The organism is Gaiella occulta (assembly GCF_003351045.1).
Taxonomy (GTDB): domain Bacteria; phylum Actinomycetota; class Thermoleophilia; order Gaiellales; family Gaiellaceae; genus Gaiella; species Gaiella occulta.
Genome location: NZ_QQZY01000028.1, coordinates 1 through 996 on the forward strand (window position 1 = coordinate 1; position 996 = coordinate 996).

General features: G+C 68.1%; 2 protein-coding genes. Both read left to right on the forward strand.

Annotation, left to right across the window (positions count from 1 at the left end):
- Positions 1-66 precede the first annotated feature (66 nt).
- Positions 67-357, forward strand: a complete 291-nt coding sequence (locus Gocc_RS15560; RefSeq protein ID WP_114797493.1) for a transposase — start codon at positions 67-69, stop codon at positions 355-357.
- A partial coding sequence (locus Gocc_RS15565; protein WP_114797494.1) for an IS3 family transposase occupies positions 354-996 on the forward strand: 643 nt, incomplete at its 3' end. The genes Gocc_RS15560 and Gocc_RS15565, both read left to right, overlap by 4 nt.

Here is a 996-nt window from a genome sequence, read left to right on the forward strand (position 1 = left end):
TGGAGTTCCCCCGCTTCCGTGGACATCTGCTGACTGAGTTCGCTCGGTCGGGAAGGATGTCTGCTGATGCCAAAGATCCCGCCCTACTCGTTGGAGTTTCGCTCCGAGGCCGTCAGGCTGTTGCGGAGCAGCGATCGTTCGGTCCCGCAGCTCGCTCGCGAGCTCGGAGTGTCGCCGCAGTCGTTGCGTAACTGGTCGGTCCAGCTCGACGTCGACGAAGGCAAGGCTGAAGGACTCAGCTCAGCCGAGCGCGACGAGCTCCGCCGGCTGCGTCGTGAAAACCGTGTCCTCGCTGAGGAGCGAGAGATCCTAAAAAGAGCGGCGGCCTTCTTCGCCAAGGAAGGCGCGATCCGGTGAGCGTCTACCGGTTCATCGCCGCGGAGAAGGCCGCGCACTCGATCGCGATCATGTGCCGCGTGCTCGAGGTCAGCCGGTCCGGCTACCACGCCTGGACGCGACGGCCGCCGGGGCCACGGGCTGTCGAGGACGCCCGGCTGACCGAGCGGATCCGGGAGCTGCACAGGAAGCGCCGCGGTGTCTATGGCTCGCCTCGGATCTGGTCTGATCTCGTCCTCGACGACGGCGAACGGATCGGCCGCAAACGCGTCGAGCGGCTGATGCGCCAAGCGGGCCTCTCCGGCCTGATCACCAAGAAATGGCGCACGACGACTGTCCGGGTGCCCGGGGTACGGGTCGCCGAAGATCTCCTCGACCGCAACTTCGCCGCCGGCGCACCCAACCGCTGCTGGGTCGCCGACATCACCTACCTGCGCACCTGGGAGGGATGGCTCTACCTCGTCGCCGTCCAGGACCTCTACAGCCGCCAGATCGTCGGCTGGGCAATGGCCGACCACCTCCGCGCCGAGCTCGTCACCGACGCCCTCCAGATGGCGCTCGCCCACCGCCGACCCGCCCGCGGGCTGATCTGGCACTCCGACCAGGGCAGCCAATTCGTCAGCCTCGCCTTCGGCCAGCAGGCCCGCGCCGCCGGGATCG